Annotated in this window: 16 protein-coding genes; 7 read left to right on the forward strand and 9 right to left on the reverse strand. The window is 73.6% G+C overall.

Translation table 11 applies throughout. The features are described 5' to 3' along the window. Window positions 1-35: 35 nt before the first annotated feature. Window positions 36-1,412, forward strand: coding sequence for a bifunctional transcriptional activator/DNA repair enzyme AdaA (locus ACH4PY_RS12920; protein ID WP_398180838.1), 1,377 nt, complete (start codon window positions 36-38; stop codon window positions 1,410-1,412). Window positions 1,413-1,866: 454 nt separating this feature from the next. Here ACH4PY_RS12920 and ACH4PY_RS12925 read toward each other — a convergent pair whose 3' ends face one another. Beyond that, entirely contained in the window at window positions 1,867-3,048 is a 1,182-nt protein-coding gene (locus ACH4PY_RS12925) for an ROK family protein (RefSeq protein ID WP_398180049.1), read from the reverse strand. A 153-nt stretch (window positions 3,049-3,201) separates the two neighbouring features. Here ACH4PY_RS12925 and ACH4PY_RS12930 point away from each other — a divergent pair, with 153 nt between their 5' ends. The 4 genes from ACH4PY_RS12930 to ACH4PY_RS12945 all read left to right on the forward strand — a co-directional run bounded on the left by ACH4PY_RS12930 (window position 3,202) and on the right by ACH4PY_RS12945 (window position 7,182). Then, window positions 3,202-4,302 carry a Gfo/Idh/MocA family protein gene (locus tag ACH4PY_RS12930; RefSeq protein WP_398180052.1) on the forward strand — a complete coding sequence of 367 codons (1,101 nt, stop codon included), beginning with the start codon at window positions 3,202-3,204 and terminating at the stop codon, window positions 4,300-4,302. 1 nt (window position 4,303) lies between these two features. Further along, entirely contained in the window at window positions 4,304-5,224 is a 921-nt protein-coding gene (locus ACH4PY_RS12935; protein ID WP_398180055.1) for a sugar phosphate isomerase/epimerase family protein, read from the forward strand. Between the two features lie 111 nt (window positions 5,225-5,335). After that, on the forward strand, window positions 5,336-6,082 hold the full coding sequence (locus ACH4PY_RS12940; RefSeq protein ID WP_398180058.1) for a sugar phosphate isomerase/epimerase family protein: 747 nt from the start codon (window positions 5,336-5,338) through the stop codon (window positions 6,080-6,082). After that, complete coding sequence (locus ACH4PY_RS12945) at window positions 6,079-7,182, forward strand: Gfo/Idh/MocA family protein (RefSeq protein ID WP_398180061.1); 1,104 nt, start codon at window positions 6,079-6,081, stop codon at window positions 7,180-7,182. Before ACH4PY_RS12940 ends, ACH4PY_RS12945 begins: the two co-directional genes overlap by 4 nt. Window positions 7,183-7,417: 235 nt before the next feature. On the opposite strand, the gene ACH4PY_RS12950 is transcribed toward ACH4PY_RS12945, so the two are convergent. The 7 genes from ACH4PY_RS12950 to ACH4PY_RS12980 form a co-directional block, all read right to left on the reverse strand. Next, window positions 7,418-9,658 carry an RICIN domain-containing protein gene (locus ACH4PY_RS12950; protein ID WP_398180065.1) on the reverse strand — a complete coding sequence of 747 codons (2,241 nt, stop codon included), beginning with the start codon at window positions 9,656-9,658 and terminating at the stop codon, window positions 7,418-7,420. Between the two features lie 172 nt (window positions 9,659-9,830). After that, complete coding sequence (locus ACH4PY_RS12955) at window positions 9,831-10,667, reverse strand: undecaprenyl-diphosphate phosphatase (protein ID WP_398180068.1); 837 nt, start codon at window positions 10,665-10,667, stop codon at window positions 9,831-9,833. 177 nt (window positions 10,668-10,844) lie between these two features. After that, on the reverse strand, window positions 10,845-12,398 hold the full coding sequence (locus ACH4PY_RS12960; protein WP_398180070.1) for a glycosyl hydrolase family 18 protein: 1,554 nt from the start codon (window positions 12,396-12,398) through the stop codon (window positions 10,845-10,847). Window positions 12,399-12,632: 234 nt separating this feature from the next. Beyond that, a complete protein-coding gene (locus ACH4PY_RS12965) occupies window positions 12,633-14,012 on the reverse strand; it encodes a S8 family serine peptidase (RefSeq protein ID WP_398180073.1) in 1,380 nt (459 codons plus the stop codon). Between the two features lie 182 nt (window positions 14,013-14,194). Continuing rightward, the gene (locus ACH4PY_RS12970; RefSeq protein ID WP_398180076.1) at window positions 14,195-15,100 is read right to left on the reverse strand and encodes an ABC transporter permease; all 906 of its coding nucleotides are present in this window, start codon (window positions 15,098-15,100) and stop codon (window positions 14,195-14,197) included. Next, window positions 15,097-17,823 carry a CocE/NonD family hydrolase gene (locus ACH4PY_RS12975; RefSeq protein ID WP_398180079.1) on the reverse strand — a complete coding sequence of 909 codons (2,727 nt, stop codon included), beginning with the start codon at window positions 17,821-17,823 and terminating at the stop codon, window positions 15,097-15,099. Before ACH4PY_RS12975 ends, ACH4PY_RS12970 begins: the two co-directional genes overlap by 4 nt. Before the next feature lie 121 nt (window positions 17,824-17,944). Further along, complete coding sequence (locus ACH4PY_RS12980) at window positions 17,945-18,679, reverse strand: DUF4232 domain-containing protein (protein ID WP_398180082.1); 735 nt, start codon at window positions 18,677-18,679, stop codon at window positions 17,945-17,947. A gap of 244 nt (window positions 18,680-18,923) precedes the next feature. Between ACH4PY_RS12980 and ACH4PY_RS12985 the strand changes: the two genes are divergently transcribed. Beyond that, the gene (locus tag ACH4PY_RS12985; RefSeq protein WP_398180085.1) at window positions 18,924-19,583 is read left to right on the forward strand and encodes a hypothetical protein; all 660 of its coding nucleotides are present in this window, start codon (window positions 18,924-18,926) and stop codon (window positions 19,581-19,583) included. A 63-nt stretch (window positions 19,584-19,646) separates the two neighbouring features. Then, the gene (locus ACH4PY_RS12990; protein WP_398180088.1) at window positions 19,647-20,651 is read left to right on the forward strand and encodes an aldo/keto reductase family protein; all 1,005 of its coding nucleotides are present in this window, start codon (window positions 19,647-19,649) and stop codon (window positions 20,649-20,651) included. 61 nt (window positions 20,652-20,712) lie between these two features. Here the strand turns inward: ACH4PY_RS12990 and ACH4PY_RS12995 are convergent, their stop codons facing one another. Next, window positions 20,713-21,990, reverse strand: coding sequence for a transglycosylase family protein (locus tag ACH4PY_RS12995; RefSeq protein WP_398180091.1), 1,278 nt, complete (start codon window positions 21,988-21,990; stop codon window positions 20,713-20,715). Window positions 21,991-21,995: the final 5 nt, after the last annotated feature.

Raw genomic sequence — 21,995 nt, forward strand, 5'->3', positions numbered from 1 at the left:
CCGGTGCGCGGCGGGCGGCGATACTGGGACGCATGATGACCGAGGACAGCAGGTACGAGGCGGTCCGCAGCCGGGACGCCCGCTTCGACGGCGTCTTCTTCTTCGGCGTGTCCAGCACCGGCATCTACTGCCGCCCGAGCTGCCCGGCGATCACGCCCAAGCGGGCGAACGTCTCCTTCTACGCCACCGCGGCCGCCGCGCAGGGCGCCGGTTTCCGGGCGTGCCGGCGCTGCCGCCCCGACGCGGTGCCGGGCTCCGCGGACTGGAACGCGCGGGCCGATGTCGTGGGCCGCGCGGTGCGGCTCATCGGCGACGGCGTCGTGGACCGCGAGGGCGTCGCGGGCCTCGCCAGCCGGCTGGGCTACAGCGCCCGCCAGGTGCAGCGGCAGCTCAACGCGGAGCTGGGCGCGGGTCCCATCGCCCTGGCCCGCGCGCAGCGTGGGCACACCGCGCGGGTACTTCTGCAGACCACGACCATGCAGGCCGCGGACATCGCCTTCGCCGCGGGCTTCGCGAGCGTCCGGCAGTTCAACGAGACGATCCGGGAGATCTACGCGGCCACGCCGACCGAGCTGCGGGCCGCGCGCCCCGCCCCCACCCGGGAGGCGCGGGCCGCCGCGACGGGCGTGCCGCTGCGGCTCGCGTACCGCGGGCCGTACGACACGGGGTACGTCTTCGGCTTCCTCGCCGAGCACGCCGTCCCCGGCGTCGAGGAGGTCACCGGCCGCCCGGGGACGCGGACGTACCGCCGTACGCTGCGGCTGCCGCACGGCGCGGGCGTCGCGGAGGTCGGTGAACGACCGGGCCGCGGCGGCTGGCTGGACTGCCGGCTGCACCTCGACGACCTGCGCGACCTCACGACGGCGACCCAGCGGATGCGGCGGCTCTTCGACCTCGACGCGGACCCCTACGCGGTGGCGGAACGGCTCGGCGCGGATCCGGCGCTGGCCGAGCGGGTCGCCGCGCGGCCGGGGGTACGGGCGCCGGGCAGCGCGGATCCGGAGGAGTTCGCCCTGCGGGCGGTGCTGGGCGAGGCGTCGGCGGCGGTGGTCGCCGCGTACGGGGAACGGCTCGCGCAGCCGCGCGGCGGGCTCACCCGGCTCTTCCCGCGCCCCGCGGACCTCGCCGGGGCGGAACTCGCGGAAGTCCCCGCGGGGGTAAGGCCGTTGCTCCGCGCCCTCGCGGACGGGCTGGTGTCGGGCACGCTGCGGCTCGACCCGGGCGCGGACCGCGACGAGGCGGAACGGGCGCTGCTGGCCCTGCCGGGCATGTCGGCGGGGTGCGCCGCGCTCATCCGCATGCGCGGGCTCGGCGATCCCGATGTCCTGCCGGAGCCGGAGACGGATCCGGGCTCGGCGGGGTGGCGTCCGTGGCGCACCTACGCGTACCACCTGCGGCGGCCGCTCCCCTGACCCTCCGCCGGCCACTCCGGCGGGCCCCCGTCCCCCCGGGCTGCCCCATCCCGCCGTCCGGGGACCGTCCCCCTCCCCCGGCTGATCGCGCAGTTCCCCGCGCCCCCTGTCCCCCGGGCTGCCCCATCCCGCCGTCCGGGGACCGTTCCCCTCCCCCGGCTGATCGCGCAGTTCCCCGCGCCGCTTGCCCCCCGGGCCGCCCCATCCCGCCGTCCCGGGACCGTCCCCCTCCCCCGGCTGATCGCGCAGTTCCCCGCGCCCCCAACAACGAGTGCCCTCAAGCCGCATGGCGCTGCCCCTGCCGTGCAGGGCGGCACACCAGGGGCGCGTGGGGGCACCTCCCGGGCGGAGCCTGCGGGAGATCTGCGCGCGCAACCGCCCACCGGCGGAAGGTCGCGAGGCCCACCGCGGGTGGCAGCCCGTAGCGGAAGGGGCACCCCCCGGGGGGCCCGGCTCAGGCGGGGGTGCCGGAGAGCATGTGGGCGATCCCCTCGGGAGAGAGCAGGTGGGAGACGGCGAGGCGGCGCGCGCCCTCAATGCCGGCGCGGCGGCCGAGCAGGGTCGTCTCGATCGCGACCGTGCGGGTCGCGAGCGGGAGGGCGCGGCGGTAGACGGCCGCGCGGATGTCCGCGAGCAGGTCGTCGTGGAGGCTCGCTATGCTCCCGCCGAGCACGATCGTGTCGGGGTTGTAGAAGCTGACGAGCGAGGCGATGACGTCGCCGAGCCGCTGCGCGGCGAGCCGGACCTGGCGGCGGGCCAGCGGGTCGCCCTCGGCGACGAGGCGGACGACGTCGGCGGCGTGCTCGGCGGGCAGCCCCGCCTCGCGCAGCGTCGCGGCGATGGCCGCGCCGGAGGCGACCGCCTCGACGCAGCCGGTGTTGCCGCAGTGGCACAGGACGTCGTCCTGTCCGGGCACCCTGATGTGCCCGATGTCGCCCGCCGCGCCGGTCGCGCCGCGGTGGACGACGCCGCCGGAGACGATGCCGCAGCCGATGCCGGTGCCGACCTTGACGTAGAGCAGGTGGTCGGCGGCGGGGCGGTGGCCGTACTCGCCGAGGGCCATCATGTTGACGTCGTTGTCGACCAGGACGGGCGCGTGGTAGCGGTCGGCGAAGAAGCCGGGGACGCAGGTGCCGTCCCAGCCGCGCATGATCGGCGGGCGGATGACCGTCCCGGTGCTGGCCTCGACGGGTCCGGGCACGCCGATGCTGATGGCGCGGACGTGGGTGGCGGGGTGGCCGGCGGCGGCGAGGAGGCGGCCGAGCTGCCGGTGCAGGCCGCTGAGGACGGCTTCGGGCCCGTCGTTGATGTCCAGTTCGTCGGTGGCCTCGACGAGCACCGTGCCGCCGAGTTCGGCGACGGCGACGGTGCTGTGGGTGGCACCGAGGTCGACGGCGCACACCACGGCGCCGGCGGAGGCGAGTTGCAGGGTGAGCGGCGGGCGGCCGCGGTCGGTGGCGACCGTGCCGGTCTCGACCAGGACGCCCTTGGCGATCAGCAGGTCGACGCGCTGGGCGACGGCCGCCCGGGACAGCCCGGTGGCGGCGGCGAGCTGGCTGCGCCGGGTGGTCCCGGCGGCGACCAGCCCGGCGAGTTCGCTGAGCGCGGCCAGTTGCCGGTCGCTTGCTGCGGTCACCAGGCGCTGCCTTTCGTCGGGCGGGCTCCCGGGGGCGGGTCCCGGGCGGGCTGTGCGAGGCGCGATTTATGACAGAAGTTAGCGGAAATCTTGCCATTGTCAACCGAAACCCTGGTGGCTAGCGTCGTATGCAAGCGGAATGGGAGGGCTTTTGTGGGCGGGAACGCAGCATCCGCGCCCGGTTCGTCGTTGCGTACGGCGATCGCCGGCGTGGGGATGATCGGGCGCGTGCATCTGGACGCGGTGCGCCGTACGGGCGCGCCGGTGGTCGGCGTCAGCGCCTCGACCCCGGCGCGCGCGAAGGAGGCCGCAGCCGCGCTCGGCGTGGAGCGTGCCTTCGACAGTTCGGCGGAGCTGGTCACCAGTGACGACGTGGACGTGGTCCACATCTGCACGCCCAACGACGCGCACGCCGAACTGGCCGCGCTGGCGCTGCGGGCGGGCAAGCACGTGGTGTGCGAGAAGCCGCTGACGACGTCGGCGGCGACGGCGGGCGAACTGGCGGCGCTGGCCGCGGAGTCCGGCCGGGTCGCCGCGGTGCCGTTCGTCTACCGCTACCACCCGATGGCGGCCGAGGCGCGCGCCCGGGTCCGGGACGGCCGGGCGGGCGACGTACGCCTGCTGCACGGGCACTACCTGCAGGACTGGCTGTCGCAGCCGACCGACACCAACTGGCGGGTGGACGCGGCGGCGGGCGGCCCCTCACGGGCCTTCGCCGACATCGGCTCGCACTGGTGCGACCTGGTCGAGTGGGTGACGGGCCACCGCATCGCGGAGCTGACGGCCACCAGCCAGACGCTGGCGCGGACGGGCGGGGTGCCCGCGACGGAGGACGCGGTGCAGCTGCTCTTCCGCACCGACCGGGGCGCGACGGGGACGCTGACGGTCTCCCAGATATCCCCCGGCCGCAAGAACCGGCTGTGGTTCGAGGTGGACGGCAGCACCACGTCGCTCGCCTTCGACCAGGAGAACCCGGAGACGCTGTTCGTCGGCAGCCGCGGGGAGAACGCGGCGGTGCAGCGCGACCCCGCGGTGCTCGCGCCGGACGCGGCCCGGCTGTCGGTGGTGCCCGGCGGCCATCCGATGGGCTATCTCGACTGCTTCGCGGCCTTCGTCCGCGACGTGCACGCCGCCGTCCGCGCCGACGGCACCGGTGGGCCCTTCCCCACCTTCGACGACGCCGCCCGCATGGTGCGCCTCACCGAGGCCGTGCTCGCGTCGGCGGCCGACCGGTCCTGGAAAGAGGTCTCCTGAGATGAAGCTGGGCTTTCTGACCGCCTGCCTCCCGCAGCTGCCGCTGGACGAGATCGCGGCATGGGCGGCCGCGCACGACTACCAGGCGCTGGAGGTGGCCACCTGGCCGTCCACCGGCTCCCGGGAGTTCGAGGCCAGCCACATCGACGTGACCGGCTTCGGCAAGCGGCAGGCGGACGAGGTGCGCGCGCTGTTCGAGCGGCACGCGCTGGAGCTGTCGGCGCTCGCCTACTACGAGAACAACCTGCACCCGGATCAGACGCGCAGGGCGGAGATCGCCGCCCACGTCCGGGCGAACGTGGACGCGGCCGCCCTGCTCGGCGTCCGTTACGTCGGCACCTTCATCGGCCGCCACCCGGGCCTGTCGGTCAAGGAGAACATCGCGCTGGCCGAGCGCGAGCTGCCGCCGCTGGTGGAGTACGCGGGCGAGCGCGGTGTGAAGATCATCATCGAGAACTGCGTCATGGAGGGCTGGCACCCGGACGGCTACCCGGGCAACCTCGCCTACTCCCCCGAGCTGTGGGAGTGGATGTTCGGCCTGGGCCTCTACCTCAACTACGACCCGTCGCACCTGATGTGGCTGGGCATCGACCCGGTGGCCGCGCTCAAGCCGTACATCGACCGCATCCCGCACGCCCAGGCCAAGGACGCCCAGCTCGACCCGCGGGCCAGGGACCGCCACGGCTTCTTCGGCCGGACGGTCGAGCGCGCCGACGGCTGGGACAGCGGCTGGTGGCGCTACCGCGTTCCGGGCCTCGGGGACGTGGACTGGCGGCGGATCGTGGACACGCTCTACGAGGGCGGTTTCACCGGTGTGCTGTCCGTCGAGCACGAGGACCCGGTGTGGAGCGGGGACACCACCCGCGTCACCCAGGGCCTGGAGATCGCCCACCGCACGCTGCGCCCGCTCATCGTGGGCTGACCCCGCGCACCGCCGGACGACCGCGCACCACCCGCAGGACCCGCACCACGCCGTACCGCCTCGCCCTGCCGCACTGCCATCAGTGCCGCACTTCCAGGAGGATCCGTTTCCATGCCCGAGCCGCTGAGCATCCAGCTCTACACCCTCCGGGACCAGATGGCCGCCGACCGCGACGGCACGCTGACCCGGCTCGCCGAGATCGGCTACCGCTCGGTGGAGCCCTACGACCCGACCGCCGACCCGGCCGGTTTCCGCAAGCTCGCCGACGACCTCGGCCTCACCGTGCCGAGCACCCACGCGTACGCGCTGTTCAGCAAGGACGCCGGCGAGGTCTTCGACGCCGTGCGCACCACCGGCACCGACCGGGCGATCATCCCCGGCGGGATCGACCACGAGCTCTTCACCACCCTCGACGGCCTCCAGCAGGTCGCCGACCGGCTCAACGGCTTCGCCGCGCAGGCCGCCGAGCACGGCGCGCTCATCGGCTACCACAACCACTGGTGGGAGATCGAGCCGCGCTTCGAGGGCCGTACCGCCCTGGAGGTGCTGGCCGGGCTGCTGGCGCCCGAGGTCTTCCTGGAGGTCGACACCTACTGGGCGGCGGTGGGCGGCGCGGACGTGCCCGAGCTGCTGCGCACGCTGGGCGACCGGGTCTACTCGCTGCACGTCAAGGACGGGCCGGGCGTGAAGGAGCAGCCGCACACCGCGGTAGGCCAGGGCACGATCGACGTGCCGCCGATCCTCGCGGCGGCCCCGGACGCGGTCCGGATCGTGGAGCTGGACTCGTGCGCGGGCGACGTGTTCGAGGCCGTCGCCGCCAGCCACTCCTACCTCACGGAGCTGGAGGGGCGGTCATGAGCCGCGGGCCGGTGGGGGTGGCGCTGATCGGCGCCGGTGTCATCAGCACCCAGTACCTGACGGCGCTGTCCGGCTTCCCGGACGTCCGTGTGCTGGGCATCGCCGACCTCGACGTCGAGCGGGCCCGGGCGGCGGCGCAGACCTACGGGGTGCCCTTCGCCGGGGACGTCGCCTCGGTGCTGGCGATTCCCGAGGTCGAGATCGTCGTCAACCTCACGATCCCGGCCGCGCACGCCGAGGTGGCGAGCGCGGCGATCGCTGCGGGCAAGCACGTCTACGGCGAGAAGCCCCTCGCGCTGGCACCGGCCGACGGGGCGAAGATCCTCGCCGAGGCGCAGGCCGCCGGGCTGCGGGTGGGCAGCGCGCCCGACACCTTCCTGGGCGCGGGCCTGCAGTCGGCGGCGCGCGCGGTGAGCGCGGGCGTCATCGGCGAGCCGGTGAGCGTCACGGCGGTGACCCAGGGCCCCGGCCCGGAGAGCTGGCACCCGAGCCCGGAGTTCCTCTTCCAGTACGGCGCCGGGCCGCTGTTCGACATAGGCCCGTACTACCTGACGGCGCTGGTGGCGCTCTTCGGGCCGGTCGGCCGGGTGTCGGCGACCGCGCGGCAGGCGCGCGCGGAGCGGGTCATCGGCTCGGGCCCGAAGGCGGGCACGCGGTTCGCGGTGGAGGTGCCGACGCATGTGCACGCGCTGCTGGACTTCGCGAGCGGCCCGAGCGCGTCGGCCACCTTCAGCTTCGACTCGTCGGTGCCGCGCCGGATGATCGAGATCACCGGCACCGAGGGCACGTTGTCGCTGCCGGACCCGAACACCTTCGAGGGCCCGCTGCGGGTGCAGGCGTTCGGTGCGCAGGAGTGGAGCGAGCTGCCGGTGGCGGGATCGACGGCGGGCCGCGGCATGGGCGTGCTGGACATGGCCCGCGCCATCCGCGGCGGTGAGCAGCACCGCGCGTCGGGCGAGCTGGCCCAGCACGTGCTGGAGCTGATGGCCACGATCACCGCCTCGGCCGAGCAGCACGCCGTCCTCCCGCTGGAGTCGTCGGCCCCGGCCGTGCCCGTCCTGCCGGACGACTGGGACCCGGTGGCGGCCACGCTGTCCTGACGCAGCACGCCACCGTCGCGCCCGGCCGGCCCTTCCGTGGGGGGAGGGGTCGGCCGGGTTCTCCGTGTCCGGGGACCGGCGTTGACACTCTGACACTCCGGTCGCACCGCGGTCGCCGACCTGGCCGGGAAGCGGATGGCGCAGGCCGCGGACACGGCGGGGCCGGCCGGCCCGGGGAGGCGTCCCCGGACCGGCCGGCCCTTTCGTCACCGTTCGCCCCGGGGGGCGGGGTGTGTTACGGGTAGCTGGTCAGGTCGGTCACCTGGTGACCGCTGTTGACGGCGGCCCCGGTGCTGTTGATGACATGGCTGATGGTGCCGGTGCCGCCCAGCGAGACGGTCACCATGTCGTGGAAGCGCACGCCGGAGGTGTCGGGCACCTGGAAGGCGTTGGCGGAGACCACCGAGGGGTTGGCGCTGAAGTAGCAGTAGCTGCCCAGCCCCCACGCCTCGTGGCTGGTGACCGACGGGGCGACCTTGTAGGCGGGGTAGCCCTGGGACGAACCGTTCATCCAGGAGGCCTGGTTGGGCGGGTCGTAGGGCATCTCGTTCTGGAAGAAGTACGTCCGCCCGCCGTTGCCGTTCCAGACCACCTGCGTCTTCTGGAAGTGCTCGACGAACAGGCCGTACGCCGTGACGTTCGCGCCGTTGACGATCAGTCCGGTGTCGGCGGTGTTGGTGCCCCAGCCGACGGTGCCGCCGTTGCCGTGGTCGGCGCGCCAGATCCAGGTGTGGTCGATGATCGTGTTGCTGCTGTTGATCACCAGGGAGTTGACGGCCTTGCCGACGGTCGCGCCGCCGATGCGGAAGAAGACGTCGGACAGGCTCACCGGGTCGGCCGCGTGCGCGGCGGACGAGCCTGCCGGGCCGATCTGCATCAGCTGCTGCGAGCTGGTGGTGCCCGCGTCGATGAGCAGACCGGCCAGCTTGATGCCGTCGACGTCCGCGGTGCTGACCGCGGTGATCCCGTTGTCCGGCACCAGGGTGGCCAGGCCCAGGCCCAGCACGACGGTGTCCGGACGGGTGACGTTCAGCGTCTGGTCGAGGTGGTAGACGCCCGGGGTGATCAGCAGGTTCTTGCCCGCCGCGAGGGCCGCGTTCATGTCGGCGGCGGTCGCGCCGGGCTTGGCGACGTAGAACTGGTCCAGCGGCAGCGACTGGCCCTGCGGGGTCTTGCCGCTCCAGGTGGTGCCGGAGGCGTTGGACTGCAGCGCGGGCACGAAGACCTGGTACTTGCCCGACCCGTCGACGTACAGGAACGGCTTCTCGCGGATGGTGGGCGAGGAGGCGACGTTCGTGTAGGTCGGGAAGGACTGGGCGGGGGCGCCCTGGTCGCCGACGAAGACCATGTTCCAGTTGGAGCCGGACCAGCTGCCCATCGTCGAGTCGCGGGTCAGGAACTGCTGCTGGGAGCCGGAGCGGATCTGGCCGTCGACCTTGGTGTCGGCGATGAAGCCGCCGCTGGACCAGCCGCCGTCGTCCAGCGCCAGGTTGCCGCGCACGTGCATGCGCCGGTAGGGCGCCGCCTGCGAGACCGCCCAGCGGTCGCTGCCGCCGGTGGGGTTGACGGACATGTTCTCGGCGTCGCGCCAGAAGTTCTGCGTGGCGTTGCCGCCGAACCAGTCGGCCTCGGCGTGCACGGCGCCGTTGATCGTCACGTCGTCGGGGCTCAGGCCCAGGCCCGCGACCTGGGTGTAGAAGCCGACGTTGACGTCCGCGCTGTAGGTGCCGGGCTTGAAGAGCACCGCGTAGCGCTGGCTGCCGAACTGGTTGCTCTGCTGCTGGTTGAAGATCGAGGTGAGCCGGGACTGGATCGAGGACGCGGACATCGACGGGTCGAAGACCACGACGTTCGGCCCGAGGTCCGGGTCGCCGCCGGTGGGCGGGGTGGTGGTGCCGCCGTCCGAGCCGGAGACGGTGAAGGACTGCGCGGCGCTGCCGTTGCACGTGTACTGCTGGAGCTGCACGCTGTCGGCGGTGGACGCGCCGGGCACGTCCAGGCACTTGCCGCTGTTGCGGTTGACGAAGTGGAAGGAGCCGCCGCCCTCGGCGACCGGCAGCCACTGCTGGTTGGCGCCGCCGCCGTACAGCCACAGCTGGGTCTTCGCGCTGTCGGCGGTGGACACGTCGGTGACGTCCCACACCTGGTTCGCGGCGGAGCCGGCGCCGACGCGGTAGTAGCCGCTGTCGGTGGCGGTGAACTGCCACTGCTGGGCGCCGCTGCCGTTGCAGGTGTACTGCTGGACGGCGGTGCCGTCGGCGGTGGCGGCGGCGCGGGCGTCCACGCACTTGCCGCTGCCGACGTTGGTCACCGAGGCCGGTGCGGCGGGGATGGTCGCGGCTGCCGCGCCGGGCGCGGCGGCCAGGGCGAGCCCGGCGCCGGCCGGGAGGAGCAGGGCTGCCACGAGGGCGGCGGTTCGTCTGCGGTGGGGGCGGGGGCGGATGTGCGTGCCGGGCCCGGTGGAAACCTGGGTCACACGTCTCTCCTCGGTCGCGTTGTGGGGTCGCGATGCGGAGTGGACGCTAGGGGCGCACCTGTCGGCGCGTCAATACACATCAAAAAATAAGTCGTGAATTATGCGGGACGACAGAGGGCCGGACCTTCCGGTCCGGCCCTGTGAGCTGCCCTTCCGGGCGGCCCGGCGTGCGTCAGCTGTCGAGGGTGCCGGTCGCCAGCAGCCCGATGAGGACGAAGCCGATGACGATCCGGTAGATCACGAACGAGTTGAACGAGTGCCGCGCCACGAACCGCAGCAGCCACGCGATGGAGGCGTAGGCGACGACGAACGACACCAGCGTGCCGACCGCGAGCGCGCTCGTGCTCACCCCGCCGCCGGTGGCGTCCTTCAGCTCGTACAGACCGGCGCCGGTGAGCGCGGGCAGGCCGAGGAAGAACGACAGCCGGGTGGCCGCCATCCGGTCCAGGTCGCGGATCAGCGCGGTGGAGATGGTCGCGCCCGAGCGGGAGAAGCCGGGGAAGAGCAGCGCCAGGATCTGGGACGTACCGACGTACATCGCGTCCTTTATGGTGACCTCGTCCTCGCCGCGCTTGAACCGGGCCATCTGCTCGGCCGCCCACATCACCAGGCTGCCGACGATCAGCGACAGGGCGACGACCCACAGCGATCCCAGCGGGCCGTCGATGAGCGACTTGGCCGCCAGCCCGACGATCACGATCGGGATCGTGGAGTAGATCACCCACCAGGTGAACTTGTAGTCGTGGTTGTCCCGCTCGTTGCGGTTCGTCAGCCCGCGCAGCCACGCGGAGACGAACCGCATGATGTCCTTGAAGAAGTACACGAACACCGCGGCGATGGCGCCGACCTGGATCACCGCGGTGAAGGCGACGACGGACTTGTCGTCGACCTTGATGTTCATCAGACCCTCGGCCATCTTCAGATGCCCGGTGGAGGAGACCGGCAGGAACTCGGTCACTCCTTCCACGACTCCGAGAATGACGGCCTGGCCGACGCCGATGGCACTCATGTGGGTGGTGGTCCTGTCCCCTGGTCCGCCGGTGATCAGCCGGCCCGCTGGTGACGACTACACATGCGTAGACGTCCGGTGGCGACTCTAGAGGATCGGCGGCCGGACCCCGAATCCGGGGAGGTCCGGCCGCCGTGCTGCGGGACAGGCCAGTCCGCTACGTCACGGTCCGCTACGTCAGCAGGCCCCGAGGTCCTGCCACACGCCCCACTCGCCGGTGGTGCCGGGCTCCTCGCCCGTCGTCCACCACTTGGCCTTCCAGGTGTGGCCGTTGTGGGAGACGGTGTTGCCGCCGACGTAGACCGCCGAGCTGGTCCACGGGGCCGCGGTGCAGGCGGTCGTGCCGCCGGTGACGGTCAGCGTGAACGTCGCGTTGTGCGCGGCGCCGGAGGCGGTGCCCGTGACGGTGAGGGTGTAGGTGCCGGAGACGGCGGCGGCGGTCGTGGACACGTTCAGCGTCGCGTTGCCGCCCGCGGTGACCGAGCCGGGGCTGACCGAGGCGGTGACGCCGGCCGGCGCGCCGCTCACGCTCAGGTTCACCGACTGCGCGGCGCCCGCGGTGACGGCGGTGTGCACGCTGGAGGTGGTGGAGCCGCCCGCCGCGACGGTCGCGGAGGCCGGGGACAGCGACACCGAGAAGTCGTTGGTCGGCGGCGTGGTGGTGCCGCCGCTGTTGAACGCCGCGAAGGTGTGGCTGAACTGCCAGGTGCTCTGCGCGATGCCGGAGCAGGTGTCGGAGCCGCCCTGGCCGGGGCAGCCGCCGTTGTCGCGCTGGAGCGCCCAGAAGGACAGCGTGTTGACGCCCTTGCTGACCGCCCAGTTGTAGACCTGGGTGGCGTCGGCGGTGGTGAACGTCTCGGCGGCGCCGAAGTCGTCGATGCCGGGCATCTCGATGATGCCGACCATGTTCCAGATCTGCGCGTCGGTCTTCGACGTGTAGAGCTTGGCCAGCTGGTCGTGCAGGCCCTGGGTGGCGGTCTGGGTGTCGTTCGCCATCTCGTGGGTGGCGTTGTCGTAGTAGTCGAACGTCATGAGGTTGACGACGTCGACGTTCACGCCGTTGGAGATGGCGTTCTTGATGACCGACAGGCCCGAGCCGTCGCCGGCGGTGCCGGTCGTCAGGCCGTGGGTGGTGGTCGGCAGGGTGTAGGAGACCTGCAGGGTGCGCCCGTTGGCGGCGGCCCAGTCCTGCGTCATCTTGAGCGCCTTGTTGCGGCGGTCGATACCGGCGGCCTTGGTCAGCGAGTTGTCCTCGATGTCCATGTCCAGCCGGCTGATGTCGTAGGTGCTGACGACCTTCTCGTAGGCCGCGGCGATCGAGGCGACGTCGGTGCAGCTGTCGGCGATCTCGGTGCCGGTGTTGTCGGCCGTGTAGCCGCCGAAGGACGGGATGACGTCGCCGCCGCCGGCCTGGATGGTGTCGATGTCGGCACCGAAGTTGGCCTGGCTGATCGGCATCGAGCTGTCGCCGTTCCAGTACGGCGTGCAGGAGCCGACCGACGCGGTCTGGATGAAGGCCATCGTCAGGTACTTGTTGCCCGACGCGGCGGCCAGGCCGGAGAGGCTGTCGCCGTTCCAGGCCTCGAAGTACGGCGCCGAGAGGTGCTGGGGCAGCGGGGTGGCCGCGTGGGCGGCGCCGCCGCCGGTCAGGGCCAGCCCTGCGGTGGCGGCTGCGGTGGCGAGTCCGGTGAGCAGTGCGCGTGCTCGCCCTCTGCGGACGGGTCCGGTCATGGACCGCGCTCCTTCCAGGTGGGGGGATCAGCAGACGGCGGCCTGCTGGTCTGGACCAATACTGTTGGTCCAGACCACTCGACTGTCAAGAGTCCTAACAGATAATGGAGTTGGACCACCCGGGTGCGGAATTCCGGCGTTCGCGGCCTTTCCGGCAGCCCCCGGACAGCGGTCACCGCCGCGCCCGGACTCCCGGACGCGGCGGTGACCTCGGCTGATCGTGCGGGCCGCGGGTCAGCGGCCCCAGCTGGTGAGCGCCAGCGCGGGCACGAACCGCAGGGCGTCGACCGAGCCGACACCGGTGGCCATGTCGTAGCCCTTCACCGCGGTGTAGCCGGGAACCCCGCCGTAGGTGTTGTTCGTCCCGTCCGCGACGTCCACGATGCCGGTGAACTTCGGGTTGCCCTTGGCGAGCGCGTACAGCGCCTGGTGGATGTCGCCCACCCGGTGACCGCCGTACTGGTCGGCCAGCGCCACGATGCCGGAGAACAGCGGGCTCGCCTCGCTCGTGCCGCCGTAGACGTCCCAGCCGGTCGCCGTCGGGTCGTAGCTGGAGTAGACCCAGGCGCCGCCGTCCACGGCCGCGGCCATCGAGATGTCCGGGGTGCCGCGCCGCGCCCCGACCGTGTTCTTGACGCCGTTCTGGTACGACGGCCGGGCGAAGACGTGCGACTGCCCGCCGCCGCCCGCCCCGTAGTCGTTGTACACGCTGTCCGGCGCGGTGCGGTCGCCCGTCGCGTCCAGGTGCAGCTGGGTGCCGCCGACGGAGGTGACCAGCGGGTCGGCCGAGGGCCAGGAGTTGACCTGGTACGGGTAGTCGCCCGAGCCGTCCTCGACCGCGTCGGTCGCGCCGTCGTCACCGGAGGAGGCGAGCACCGTCACACCGTGCCGGGCCGCGTCCTGGAAGGCGTAGCGCAGGCCCTGGATGCTGGAGAAGTCACCCTTGTCGAAGCCGGGGAAGGTGTTCTCGGTCGCCCCGAAGCTCTGGGTGATGACGTCGCCCACGTTGTGGTCGATCAGGTACTTCTCGGCGTCCATCATCTCCGGCAGGCCGACGACGCCCTCGGTCTCGGCGACACCCGTCTCGACCAGCACGATCTTCGCGTCGGGCGCGACGGCGTGCGCCATCTCGACGTCCAGCGTGGACTCGCCGGCCCAGCCGGTGTGGTCGGGGTTGGTCGGGTCGAACGGCGGCACGTCGCCCCACTTGACGACCTGCACCTTGCTGCTCTTGATGCCGAACTGGGCGCTGTAGACGTCCAGGTCGTGCTGGATCGTCGGCGAGCCGAACGAGTCGACGATCACGATCGTGCGGCCCTTGCCCGTGACACCCGCCCGGTAGAGCGGGTTGAGGTCGTACGCCTGGCGGTACTGCAGCGGGGTGTAGCAGTTGATGCCCCACTGCGCCTGGCACTGCGCCAGCGTCAGCGGGCTGCTGACGCCGTGCACCAGCCGGTGACCGGTGACCGCGGGCACCGCCCTGGCGGCGGGCCCGTGGGCGGCGGGCGCGGAGGCGGTGGCACCGCCGGCCGGAGCGGCGGTCAGCACGGCGGCGGTGAGGGCGGTGGCCCCGGCCGCGGCGACCGCTGCGGAGCGCGGGCGGAATCTGCGCATGGACTCTCCCTGGGTGGAGGACGACCGCACGAGACGGATGACTGATCACATCGGAGAGATCATGCCCAGGACAAGAGTGCCTCCCGGATCCCCGCAGCTCGCTTTACCCGGATGGCCCTCCTTTTGCCGGGCCTTGACCAGGGCATGACGGTATGTCGGGCGGACGGGCGCCGGACGTGCCGTCAGGACACGATGTCCTTGGTGCGAAAGCCCCGAAACGCCAGCGCGGTCAGCACCACGGCGTACGAGACCGACACCGACATGCCCTGCAGCATGGAACCCCACTCCAGGTCCGGCTGGAGCGCGTCGGCCCAGGAGAACTGCCAGTGCGCGGGCAGCACGTCCCGCCACGAGCCCAGCGCGGTCACCGCGTCCAGCACGTTGCCGACGATCGTCAGCCCGACCGCGCCGCCCACCGCGCCGAGCGGCGCGTCGGTCCTCGTCGACAGCCAGAACGCCAGTGCCGCGGTGACCAGTTCGCTCACGAAGATGTACGCCACCGCGATCGCCGCCCGCGGCAGCGCGTCACCCGCCGCGAGCGCCCCGCCGGTGGGCAGCTCCAGATCGCCCCAGCCGTACGCGACCGTGCCCGCGGCGAGCGCCACCGCGGGCAGCAGCACGACGGCCGCCGCGCTGAAGCCCAGCGCGACGGTGAACTTCACGCCCAGCAGCCGGGTCCGCGGCACGGGCGCGGCCAGCAGGTAGCGCAGGCTCGACCAGCCCGCCTCCGAGGCGACGGTGTCGCCGCAGAACAGCGCGACCGGCACCACCAGCACGAAACCGGCCGACACGAACAGGCACGTCGCCGCGAAGTTGCCGCCCGAGGCCGTCGCGGTGTCGATCAGCGTCGGCCCGTTGCGGCCCTCCTTGGGGGTGCCGCCGATCGCGAAGGCGATGATCAGGACGAAGGGCAGCGCGGCCAGCAGCCCGAACACCACCATCGTGCGGCGCCGGCGCAGTTGCCGCCGGGCCTCGACGCGCAGCCGCAGCGTACGGCCGGGCCGGTAGCCCTCGGCGGTGTCCCGCCGCGGCACCGCGGCGGGCGGCGGCGCGGGAGCGGGTACGGGTGCGGGCGGGGCGGCGCTCATGCCGAGCCTCCGATCAGGGTCAGGAAGGCGTCCTCCAGCCGGCGGTGCGGCCCGACCCGGGCCACCGGCACGTCCAGCCGGACGAGTTCGGCCACGAACTGCGCCGACGTCAGCCCGTCCAGCACCGCGAGCACGCCGTCCTCGGCGCGTACCGCGGTGGCCACCCCGGGCAGTCCCGCGACCTTGTCGACGACGTCCTGCGGCATCTCGCCGTCCACGCCGACCAGCACGGTGTCCGCCGAGCCGACGATCTCGGCGACGGGCCCCGACGTCACCAGCCTGCCGCGGTCCATCACCACCAGGTGCGTACAGCTCTGCTCGACCTCGGCCAGCAGGTGGCTGGAGACGATGACGGTGCGCCCGCCGGCCGCGTAGCGGATCATCACCTCGCGCATCTCGCGGATCTGCGGCGGGTCCAGGCCGTTGGTCGGCTCGTCGAGGATCAGCAGATCCGGCAGGCCCAGCATGGCCTGGGCGATGGCGAGCCGCTGCCGCATGCCCTGCGAATAGGTGCGCACCGCGCGCTCCAGCGCGTCGCCGAGGCCCGCGATCCGCAGCGCCTCGGCCATGTGCGCGTCGGCCGGCGGGCGGCCGGTGGCCTGCCAGTACAGATCCAGGTTGGCGCGGCCGGTCAGGTGCGGCAGGAAGCCGGCCCCCTCGACGAAGGCGCCGAGCCGCGACAGCACCGGCGCGCCCGGCCGCACCGCCTCGCCGAAGACCCGGATCTCGCCCTCGTCCGGGTGGATCAGGCCCATCAGCATGCGCAGCGTGGTGGTCTTGCCCGCGCCGTTCGGCCCGAGCAGCCCGAGCACCTGTCCCGGCTCGACCCGGAAGGACAGGTCGCGCACCGCGTAGCGGTCGGCGGACTTGGCGTAGCGCTTGCTCAGCCCGGTGATCTGGAGCGGGACCGCCGCGAGCGCGGGATCGGCGGGGCGCGGCCGCACCCGGCGCCGCCCGGTCACCAGCAGGGCCGCGGCCGCGAGCAGCGCGGCCGGCGGCAGCGCCCACGTCCACCAGGGCAGCGGCCCGGCGGCGTCGGACAGCTCGGTGTCGACCGGCACGGTCAGCTGCGGCCCGGCCAGCGCCACCGTCACCGACGCTGCGGCCGCGGGCGAGGCGTACCCCAGGTCGGTCGTGGCCACCACCAGCCGCAGCCGGTGACCGGCGGCGAAGTCGTGGTCCACGGCGGGCAGTTGCAGCGTCACCAGGCTGCCGCCCGGCGACCCGGCGACCCGTACGGGCGCGGCGAGCCCGGCGGGCAGCGTCTGCTTGCCGCCCGGCGTGACGTCGTAGAGCTTGCCGAAGAGCACCACGTCGGGGGCCTTCGTGGTCACCCGCAGGGTCACGGTGGGCGCGCCCGTCAGATGGGTGTGGGCGGGCAGCCGCGCGGAGTCGAAGCTCGCGAACTGCCCCGGCATGTCGGTGGACAGGCTCGCGCCCAGCGACGACAGGGAGCTGAGCGCACCGGCGCCGGGCACCGCGGAGATCGCCGGCGGCGAGCCGCCCGCGGGGCTGAGGACGCGCTGCGGGCCGCCGGTCAGGGTGAACCGGCGGGCCGAGGTGCCCTCCAGACCCGGGTAGGAGCCGGCCGTGGCGCCGCGCAGCACCACGCTGCCGTCGGTGGAGTTCAGGCCGCCGGTGCGGGTGACACGGAAGGCCGGGCCGGTGTCCGCGCCCTTGTCGCCCTTGAGGTAGCGGTCGAACCACGCGGTGACCCGGCGGTCGATCCGGGCGTCCTCGGTGTCGCCGCCGTCGTGCCCGCCCGCGATCCAGTCGACGGCCACGGGCGCGCCGCCCGCCCGCAGCGCGGCGGCCGCCGCGTCGGACTGCGCGAGCGTGAAGAGCGAGTCGGTCTGGCCCTGCACGATGAGCGCGGGCACCTTGATCCGGGACGCGACCGCGGCGGGGCTGAGCGCCGTGAGCTGCGCGGTGGCCGCCGCGTCGGGGCGGCCGGCCTGCGCGACACGCTGGTAGAGGGCGCAGATCTGCGGTGTGAAGCGGCCGCACACCGGGTCGCTCGCGGCGGCCGCGGTCGCCAGGGCCCGGGCCTCGGCCGCCGTCGGGGCCTTCCCCTGCTGCCCGCCCGTGCCGGCGCCGGGCAGCTGGGTGGCACCGGAGGAGAAGAAGATGCCGGCCCAGAGCTTCTTGTAGACGCCGTCCGGGAAGAGCGCGTCGGCGAGGTTCCAGTACGTCTCGCGGGGTGCGATCGCGTCGATCCGGTGGTCGTACCCGGCGGCCAGCAGCGACACCGCGCCGCCGTACGACACGCCCGTGACGCCGACCCGGGGGTCGCCGGGCGCGTCGAGCCGGACCTCGGGACGGGCGGCGAGCCAGTCGACGAGCCGGCTGACGTCGGCGACCTCGCCGTCCGGCGCATTGAGGCCGATCTGCCCGCCGGACGCGCCGAAGCCGCGCGCCGACCACGTCAGGACCGCGTAGCCGTGCCGGGCCAGCGACTCGGCCTGGCCGCGCACCTCGTCCTTGCTGCCGCCGAAGCCGTGGCCGAGCAGCACCGCGGGTCTGCGGCCGCCGCCGCCCGCGGTGAAGTAGGAGGTGTCCAGGCGTACGCCGCCCGCGCCGGTGAGCATCGCGTCCGAGCGGTGCACCGCGGGCCCGCCGCCGTCCGCCGCGGCGGTACCGACCGCCGCACCGCCCGCCACGAGCACCGCGAGCGCCCCCGCGCCGGCCAACCACCGCCTGCGCCGCGGCCATCGGAGATCCATCCCACGATCCTAGGCGGGCGGAATGCGCGGGCCGTGGACGGGGCGGGGCGTTCCCCGCGATTCCCCGGCTTTTCACAACGTGCGGCGCCCGGCCGGGACGGGCCGGGCGCCGCACGCGGGGTCAGATCTGGGTGACCGGGCGCATCGCCATGCCCTCGGTGAGGGCCCAGCCGTACAGGCGCGCCGCGTCGTCGTAGGAGACGGAGTCGAGGCCGTCGGGCAGGTCGAAGATGAGGGTGCCGTTGAGCTCGGTGCCGTCGCCGGAGACCAGGGTGGCGGTGAAGCGGTCGGACCGGTCGTACTCCGCCTCGCCGCCCTCGTCGGCGCCGAAGACGTACAGCCCGGCGTACGCCTTGCCGCCGCCCGGGACGACCAGCGGCTCGGTGTTCTGCTCGCCCAGCGTCCGGACGATGTCGGCGTCGTTGCCGGCCCCGAGCCGCACCTGCGGGGACTCGTTGAGGACGCACGGCGTCCTGGTGCCGTTGGTGACGGTCAGCAGGAAGTGCCGCGGGGTGTCCCCCGACGGGTCCTTGAGCTCGACCGCGGTGTTCAGCTCGGTGACCTGGCAGTCCTTGTACTTCGTGCCGTTGCCGCCGCTGGTCTCGCCGGTGTCCCCGACCTGCTCGCTGGGCGTGGCTCTGGCGGTCCCGGTCCCGGTGCCGGTGCCGGAGTCGGCGGTGGTCGCCGTGGCCCGCGGTGTGCCCGTGCCGGTCGGCGCCGGGCTCGACGGGCCCGCGGCGTCGTCGTCGCCCTGGCAGGCGGTGAGCGTCAGCAGCGCGGCGACCGCCGCGGCCCCCAGGAGGGCGCCGCGCAGGCCCCGGCGCGCCGGACCGGTTCTGGCCGTCTTCGTGTTCATGTGGTGATCCCGTTCCCCCGAGACCGGCCCCCGAGGACCGGTACGTCTGCAACCGACCCGGCAATTGTGACCTCGGCGCCCGCCCGGCTCCCGGCGACCGCGCGTTTGTTACGCCCCGCGCACCAACTGGCAGCGCGGGCGTGACCCTTGCCGCGGGCGGGGGACCGCCGCCGCTGCCGGGGGCGCTGTCGGTGGCCCGCGGTACGGTGCGGGAAAGGATGCGACGGGACGGGAGGAAAGGCGCATGAAGGGCACGCTGACCGCGGCGCAGCGCCGCGCGCTCACCGGATCCGACCCGGTGACCGGGCGGCTGGCCGCGCGCGCCGACGTGTGCGCCGCGCTCGCCGCCCACGGGCTCGCCGTCCGCCACGGACGCAGCGGCCACCACGGCTACTACCTCACGCCGGAGGGCCTGCGGCTGCGCGCCGACCTGACGGCGCCCCGGCCCGACGTCCCGCCGCCCGGCCGCCCCGCACCCGCCGCCGACACCTTCGCGGCCGACGACGGTACGGGGACGGGCCCGCCCGGCGGCCCGCGCCGCGCCGCCGAGGTGGCGACCGCGTGGGAGGGCCTGCTGCGGATCAGGTCGCTGCTGCTCGACGGGGCGACCGGCGCTCCCGCGCCCTGGGAGCGGGAGCGCCCGGTGCACGCCGTCGCCCTCGCCCTGGAGGCCGCCGGCTGCCCTCCCGCCCGGCCCGGCTCCCCGGGTTACGCCGTGACGGCCGCCGGGGAGCGGGACGGCGAGCCGCGGGTCGCCTGGCGCGGCGCCGCGGACGGGACGGCGGCGATACGGGCGCTCGCCCGCTGCGCCGGACTGCTCGGCCGGTACGGCTGGCAGTGCACCGAGCACCGCACGCGCGAGGGCGAGCCCTTCCTGCTGGCCTCCCCCACCCGCGCCCGCTGAGCGCGGAAGGTCCCGTGCGGCCGCCTTCACCGGCGGCGGGGAGGCGGATTAAGGTCGTTGACCATGGAATACCGTCACCTCGGCCGCAGCGGCCTGATCATCAGCGAGATCGCTTACGGCAACTGGCTCACCCACGGCTCCCAGGTGGAGGAGGACGCCGCCACCGCGTGCGTGCGCGCGGCCCTGGACGTCGGGATCACCACCTTCGACACCGCCGACGTCTACGCGGGCACCCGCGCGGAGTCCGTCCTCGGCCGCGCGCTGAAGGGCGAGCGGCGCGAGGGCCTGGAGATCTTCACCAAGGTCTTCTGGCCCACCGGTCCCGGCCACAACGACCGCGGCCTGTCCCGCAAGCACATCATGGAGTCCATCGACAACTCCCTGAGCCGTCTGCAGACCGACTACGTCGACCTCTACCAGGCGCACCGGTACGACCGCTTCACCCCGCTGGAGGAGACGATGGAGGCCTTCGCCGACGTCGTGCACTCCGGCAAGGCGCACTACATCGGCGTGTCGGAGTGGACCGCCGACCAGATCCGCCGCGCCCACGCGCTGGCGCGCGAGCTGCGGATCCCGCTGGTGTCCAACCAGCCGCAGTACTCGGCGCTGTGGCGGGTCATCGAGGGCGAGGTCGTGCCGACGTCGGAGGAGCTGGGCATCGGCCAGGTCGTCTTCTCCCCGATCGCCCAGGGCGTCCTCACCGGCAAGTACGTGCCGGGCGAGCAGCCCCCGGCCGGTTCGCGCGCCACCGACGACAAGGGCGGCGCCAACATGATCGGCCGCTGGATGCGCGACGACGTGCTCGCCCGGGTGCAGGAGCTGAAGCCCGTCGCGGCGGAGGCGGGCCTGAGCCTGGCACAGCTCGCGGTCGCGTGGGTGCTCCAGAACAAGAACGTCTCGGCCGCGATCGTGGGCGCCTCGCGTCCCGAGCAGGTGGGCGAGAACGCGAAGGCGGCAGGCGTGAAGCTGGACGCCGAGGTGATGGAGCGCATCGAGTCGGTCCTCGCCCCGGTCGCGGAGACCGACCCGCTGAAGGTCTACGAGAACGTCCCCACCAAGCGCCCCTGACCCCGGGGGGTCGGCTCGGTACGGCGTCCCGGTCCGCCCGCGCGGCGGCCCGGGGCGCCGGTCAGACCTTCACGCCGTGGGCGCGCAGGAAGTGCAGCGGGTCGATGTCGTCTCCGTAGACCGGGCCGGTGCGGATCTCGAAGTGCAGGTGCGGGCCGGTGGCGTTGCCGGTGGAGCCGGAACGGGCGATGCGCTGGCCCTCGGTGACCTGCTGGCCGACCTTGACCGAGATCTGCGACAGGTGGCCGTACTGGCTGTAGTGCCCGTCCGGGTGCCGGATGACCACCTGGTAGCCGTACGAGCCGCCCCACCCGGCGCTGACGACCTTGCCGGAGGCCACCGCGTGCACGGCGGTGCCGGTCGGGACCAGGAAGTCCTGGCCGGTGTGGTGGCCGCTGGCCCAGTGGCTGCCGGAGGCCTGGTAGCTGGTGCCGAGCGCGGCGTGCACCGGCAGCGCCCAGCCGGTGGTGTGCCGGACGGCGGCGGTCTCGACGGTCTTCTTCTGCGCGGGCTTCGCGGCCGGTTTGGCGGCAGGCTTGGCCGCGGGCTTCGCGGCGGGCTTGGCTGCCGGTTTGGCCGCGGGTTTCACGGTGGGCCTCGCGGCCGGTTTCGCCGCGGGCCGCGGCTTCGCGGGCGGGGCGTCCAGGGCGAGCCGCTGGCCGGGGAGGATGAGATCGGGGTTGTCGCCGACGACGCCACGGTTGTCGGCGTACAGGCGCGGCCAGCCGCCCTTGACGTGCTGGTCGGCGGCGATCCCGGAGAGGGTGTCGCCGTGCACGACCGTGTAGTGCTCCTGCCCGGTGGACTTCCCCGGCGCCGCGGCGGGTTTCTTCACCGTCTTCTTCGGCTGCGCCTTCGCGGGCGCCTTCGGGGTGTGCGCGGTGGTGTGCGCCGTGGTGTGCGCCGTCACGGGACGCGTCTTCGACGCGGGTACGTGCACGGTGTGCGAGGCGGTGGCCACCTCGCGGGTGAGCCCGGCACGCCGGGAGCACACCGGCCAGGCACCGGGGCCCTGGCTGCGCAGCACCCGCTCGGCCACGGCTATCTGCTCGTTCCTGGTGGCCAGGTCGGCACGTGGGGCGTACGCGCCGCCGCCGAAGGACTTCCAGGTGGAGGAGGTGAACTGGAGCCCGCCGTAGTAGCCGTTCCCGGTGTTGACGTGCCAGTTCCCGGAGGATTCGCAGTTGGCGACCTTGTCCCACACCCCGGTGGACTCGGCGTGGGCCGTGCTCATGCCGATGAGCGGCAGCGCCAGGCCGGCACCGCCCGCGGTGACGGTCAGCGAGGCCTGCGAGACCCGGCTCGGGCGGTAGCGGCGGTGGCGTCCGCGTAAGGCCATGGAAG

The sequence above is a fragment of the Streptomyces sp. NPDC021224 genome (genome assembly GCF_044332905.1).
Taxonomy (GTDB): Bacteria; Actinomycetota; Actinomycetes; order Streptomycetales; family Streptomycetaceae; genus Actinacidiphila.

Excerpts from the sequence above, each read along its gene's own strand:
- ACH4PY_RS12970 (WP_398180076.1), bottom strand. The coding sequence starts at position 15,100 with ATGAGCGCCGCCCCGCCCGCACCCGTACCCGCTCCCGCGCCGCCGCCC.
- ACH4PY_RS12920 (WP_398180838.1), top strand. The coding sequence starts at position 36 with ATGACCGAGGACAGCAGGTACGAGGCGGTCCGCAGCCGGGACGCCCGC.
- ACH4PY_RS12980 (WP_398180082.1), bottom strand. The coding sequence starts at position 18,679 with ATGAACACGAAGACGGCCAGAACCGGTCCGGCGCGCCGGGGCCTGCGC.
- ACH4PY_RS12955 (WP_398180068.1), bottom strand. The coding sequence starts at position 10,667 with ATGAGTGCCATCGGCGTCGGCCAGGCCGTCATTCTCGGAGTCGTGGAA.
- ACH4PY_RS12935 (WP_398180055.1), top strand. The coding sequence starts at position 4,304 with ATGAAGCTGGGCTTTCTGACCGCCTGCCTCCCGCAGCTGCCGCTGGAC.
- ACH4PY_RS12995 (WP_398180091.1), bottom strand. The coding sequence starts at position 21,990 with ATGGCCTTACGCGGACGCCACCGCCGCTACCGCCCGAGCCGGGTCTCG.
- ACH4PY_RS12945 (WP_398180061.1), top strand. The coding sequence starts at position 6,079 with ATGAGCCGCGGGCCGGTGGGGGTGGCGCTGATCGGCGCCGGTGTCATC.
- ACH4PY_RS12975 (WP_398180079.1), bottom strand. The coding sequence starts at position 17,823 with ATGGATCTCCGATGGCCGCGGCGCAGGCGGTGGTTGGCCGGCGCGGGG.
- ACH4PY_RS12965 (WP_398180073.1), bottom strand. The coding sequence starts at position 14,012 with ATGCGCAGATTCCGCCCGCGCTCCGCAGCGGTCGCCGCGGCCGGGGCC.
- ACH4PY_RS12960 (WP_398180070.1), bottom strand. The coding sequence starts at position 12,398 with ATGACCGGACCCGTCCGCAGAGGGCGAGCACGCGCACTGCTCACCGGA.
- ACH4PY_RS12985 (WP_398180085.1), top strand. The coding sequence starts at position 18,924 with ATGAAGGGCACGCTGACCGCGGCGCAGCGCCGCGCGCTCACCGGATCC.
- ACH4PY_RS12940 (WP_398180058.1), top strand. The coding sequence starts at position 5,336 with ATGCCCGAGCCGCTGAGCATCCAGCTCTACACCCTCCGGGACCAGATG.
- ACH4PY_RS12990 (WP_398180088.1), top strand. The coding sequence starts at position 19,647 with ATGGAATACCGTCACCTCGGCCGCAGCGGCCTGATCATCAGCGAGATC.